Annotated in this window: 7 protein-coding genes; 6 read left to right on the top strand and 1 reads right to left on the bottom strand. The window is 49.0% G+C overall.

The features are described from left to right. The 6 genes from AC5JL3_RS30495 to AC5JL3_RS30470 form a co-directional block, all read left to right on the top strand. Positions 1–383: hypothetical protein (locus AC5JL3_RS30495; protein WP_496078019.1), on the top strand; the 383-nt coding region annotated here is incomplete at its 5' end. A gap of 227 nt (positions 384–610) precedes the next feature. Beyond that, positions 611–1,663 (top strand): dihydroorotase, encoded by a 1,053-nt coding sequence (gene pyrC, locus AC5JL3_RS30490; RefSeq protein WP_496078018.1) that lies wholly within the window; start codon positions 611–613, stop codon positions 1,661–1,663. Positions 1,664–1,781: 118 nt separating this feature from the next. Beyond that, positions 1,782–1,907 (top strand): hypothetical protein, encoded by a 126-nt coding sequence (locus AC5JL3_RS30485; RefSeq protein ID WP_496078017.1) that lies wholly within the window; start codon positions 1,782–1,784, stop codon positions 1,905–1,907. Between the two features lie 36 nt (positions 1,908–1,943). Then, positions 1,944–2,288 (top strand): hypothetical protein, encoded by a 345-nt coding sequence (locus AC5JL3_RS30480; RefSeq protein ID WP_496073965.1) that lies wholly within the window; start codon positions 1,944–1,946, stop codon positions 2,286–2,288. Then, a complete protein-coding gene (locus AC5JL3_RS30475; protein WP_496078016.1) occupies positions 2,285–2,713 on the top strand; it encodes an HNH endonuclease in 429 nt (142 codons plus the stop codon). The genes AC5JL3_RS30480 and AC5JL3_RS30475 overlap by 4 nt, the downstream gene beginning before the upstream one ends. A 122-nt stretch (positions 2,714–2,835) precedes the next feature. Next, positions 2,836–3,483, top strand: a complete 648-nt coding sequence (locus tag AC5JL3_RS30470) for a heme-binding protein (protein ID WP_496078015.1) — start codon at positions 2,836–2,838, stop codon at positions 3,481–3,483. Here the strand turns inward: AC5JL3_RS30470 and AC5JL3_RS30465 are convergent. Beyond that, positions 3,480–3,791 (bottom strand): antibiotic biosynthesis monooxygenase family protein (locus AC5JL3_RS30465; RefSeq protein ID WP_496078014.1); only part of this gene is annotated, 312 nt, incomplete at its 5' end. The genes AC5JL3_RS30470 and AC5JL3_RS30465 overlap by 4 nt on opposite strands.

The following is a 3,791-nucleotide window of genomic DNA, read 5'->3' as shown; positions in this document are numbered from 1 at the left end:
GAGCTTTAATTTTATCATTGTCTTCTTTTTGTTTGTTTACATCTCAAATGAAAATACTATATCGTCAAGTTCGCACGCTCAGACTCACGGATGCTACATGGATTGCATTAGGCATAGCGGCAGAATGTCTCGGCATAACCAGGGCTGATTTACTCGAACAGGTAGTCAGGGAGAATAATTTGACGTTTCCTGTTATCACAGGGAAAAACCCTGCTCTTGCTTCAAGCCAAAACGTTGAACAATTGACAGTTTTAGCCGAACAGGTTTTAGGAGAGCTAAGGCTCGGTAAACAAGCTCCCAGCTATAAGTCAGCTCAAAAAGCTTTAAAACGATTAATCGAATTGGCTACTACAACGACGACAGCCACAACTCCTTCCGAGTAATACATGGATAACTCTGCTTTCCCGTGTATTACTTGGGGAAAGGTTTTTTGTGAGTTAAGTGAATGTTTCATTCTCCTGCGCGGCTCACTGGAGGCAGTCAATTGTGAAGTTCGCCAACAGTATCAACCACTGATCGTGTACCCAACCGTACCTGCGATCGCAATGGGAAATCCAATTGCAGATGAAGTACCAATCGCCTTTTTCATCTCCAGTTTTATAATTGAGAGATGCAAAAGCTTACGATCACCCGGCCTGACGACTGGCATCTGCATCTACGCGACGGTGCGGCGCTGAAAGCGGTTCTGCCCCACACGGTGCGTCAGTTTGCCCGCGCCATCGTCATGCCGAACTTGAAGCCCCCAGTGCGCTCGGTCGCGGATGCTGCGGCTTATCGCGATCGCATCCTCGCCGCGATTCCGGCTGATCAACGGTTCGAGCCACTGATGACGCTCTACCTCACCGACAACACCAGCCCCGAAGAAATTATCCAGGCTAAAGAAGCCCAGTTTGTCAAAGCGGTAAAGTACTACCCAGCCGGGGCAACGACCAATTCAGACTTCGGGGTGACGGACATTCGTAAGTGCGATCGCGTCTTTGAAGCGATGCAGCAGGTAGACATGCCTTTACTACTGCACGGGGAAGTGACGGATCAAAGTGTCGATATGTTCGATCGCGAGAAGGTATTTATCGAGCGACATTTGATCCCCCTCAAGCAGCGATTTCCTAACCTGCGCGTGGTGCTTGAGCACGTTACCACCTCAGATGCTGTGCAGTATGTCCTGTCTGCGAACAACATCGCTGCAACGATCACCCCACAACATTTGTTATTTAACCGCAATATCCTATTTCAAGGTGGTATTCGCCCCCATTTTTATTGCCTGCCAATTTTGAAACGTGAGGAGCATCGCCTGGCTCTTTTGCAAGCAGCAACCTCTGGCAATCCTAAGTTTTTTCTTGGCACCGATAGCGCCCCCCATCCCCGCAATGGCAAAGAAAGTTCCTGTGGCTGTGCGGGTTGCTACTCAGCTCTGCACGCGATGGAGTTATACACAGAAGCTTTTGAGAGCGTTGATGCACTCGATAAACTTGAAGCTTTCGCCAGCTTCTATGGGCCAGATTTTTATCAACTCCCGCACAATACCGAACAGATTACCTTGACCAGAACGACCTGGCGCATTCCCGATGAAGTGCCATTTACTGAATTCGGACTTGTGCCCTTACGGGCAGGTCAGGAGATGACGTGGCAAATGCTTGACGCTAGCATGGCTCAAGCTAATTGATTTGGATGATCGTGTAATAGAATTGATTTTAAAGTAATTGCGCTGTGCAAGGAAGGTGAAACCCTCCCCCCGTGAAAAACTGCCAAACTTAGAATAGGATGAATTTCTGAGGTTCCCTGTGAAGCTAGAGAACATACTATTACCCGTAGGAATCCTGGCAGTGGTGGTGATCGCATTATCCTCCACGAAGTCCACTCCCCCACAACCCAAGCAGCATGAGAAGCGATCGCTCTCGCTCCCATAAGCTACGATGAATCCGAAGCCCTTACGGTGAAAACCCATGTCTGAGCAAGTGCGTTACATTACCAACGAGCAGGGGGAGCGAGTTGGCGTCTTGTTAGATTTGGAAGCCTACAATCGACTAGCGAACCCATTAGCTCTAGATGACGAGTGCTTAATTGGCTTAAGCCAAGATGAGCTGCAAGCATTAGCCGATAGTATGCTAGCTCCCGCAGCACAAAATCAATTGAACGATTTGCTAGTTCAGAATGCAGAATCTCAACTCTCTGCCGACGAAGTTGCAAATCTAGACCGTCTCCTAGCACAAGTCGATCAACTGACAATCCTCAAAACCAGAGCCAGATATACTCTGCACTGCCTAGAAACATTGGCAACGGTGGCGTGAGCGCTTATATTCCTGTTGAGCTACAGCGACAAATTCGTACCCATTTTAGGGATTGCTGCGCCTATTGCCGCACGGCTGAAGCTCTGACAGTTGCAATTTTTGAATTTGAACACATTGTCCCCCGTTCGGCTGCTGGAGAGACAATTTTCGAGAATATCTGCCTTTCCTGTCCTACCTGCAATCGCTACAAAGCCACTCTACAAACAGCACTAGACCCCACTACCCAGCAAACAGTTCCTTTGTTTCATCCTCATCGCCAAGTGTGGGAGGAGCATTTTACGTGGAGTGAGGATGGGACAGAGTTAGTAGGATTGACACCGATTGGTCGAGCAACAATTGCTGCATTGAAGATGAATCGTCCTCAGTTGATTCGCGTGCGTCGGATGTGGGTCAAGGTAGGGGAACATCCACCAAAATTTGAATGAGCGAAGAAGTGCTGTGTCGAGAGAGAATTGTGATCGCATGATTGCGCTGTGCAAGGAAGGTGAACGCCTGCCCCCGTGAAAAACTGCCAGACTTAGAATAGGACGAATTTCTGAGGTTCCCTGTGAAGCTAGAGAACATACTATTACCCGTAGGAATCCTGGCAGTGGTAGCGATCTGCCTTGGCGGCAGCGCTTGCGCTATCGCATTTTTCGCCTATAGTGCTACTGCTGCTCCCTTGCCAGAAGGATTTCCACCTCCAACACCAGAAGGGCAAATTGAAGTCAAACAATATCCGGCATACCGTTCTGCCACAGTTCGCTACTCAGGAGAACTCTCAATGGCAGCCAATAGAGCGTTTGACCCTCTCTATCGCCACATCAGCTCTAACAATATCTCCATGACGGCTCCGGTGGAAACCCGTTATCCAGTTAGCACCCTGGAAGCCAGTGAGATAGGCGCACCCGATGAACGGGGTGAAGCGCTTGTTTCATTCCTCTACCGCAGCACTGACATCTACCCTTCTGAGATTGCACAAAACATTCAGGTAGAAGACATTGCACCCATGACAGTCGTCAGCCTTGGGCTAAAAGGCAGTTACGATTATTCGAGCTACCAAAAGAACATAGAGCGCTTACGGGAGTGGTTAGCGCAGCACCCGGAGTGGACTGTCGTCGGTTCACCTCGCCGCTTCTTCTACGATGCTCCCTATGTCCCCGAACCTGCCAAGCGCAGTGAAATCCAAATTCCAATTCGTCGGGTAGATGGCTAGCGAAAAGCAACGACTTCATAGTGTTCCACTGTTGGGAACGGCTCATAAAAGTGATGCAACAAGGAACGCCACTGTTGGTACTCTGGCGATTGTCGAAACCCAATGGTGTGGTCTTCTAACGTCTGCCAGCGCACAAGTAGAATGTAGCGGTTCGTGGTTTCTAAGCAACGTTGGAGTTCATGAGAGATGTACCCTGGCATCGAGGCAATGATCGTTGAGGCTGTTTTAAAAGCCGCTTCAAACTCATTAACCCTACTGGGCTTAACATCAAGGATTGCAACCTCTAGTATCATGGGCTGGATGTTTTT

It is taken from the genome of Symplocastrum torsivum (genome assembly GCF_059505465.1).
Note: the sequence above shows the minus strand (reverse complement) of the source record. Positions and strands in the feature narration are given on the sequence as shown.

Bases quoted from the DNA above. Each gene is read 5' to 3' on its own strand.
- AC5JL3_RS30480 (WP_496073965.1), top strand. From the start codon at position 1,944: ATGTCTGAGCAAGTGCGTTACATTACCAACGAGCAGGGGGAGCGAGTT.
- pyrC (WP_496078018.1), top strand. From the start codon at position 611: ATGCAAAAGCTTACGATCACCCGGCCTGACGACTGGCATCTGCATCTA.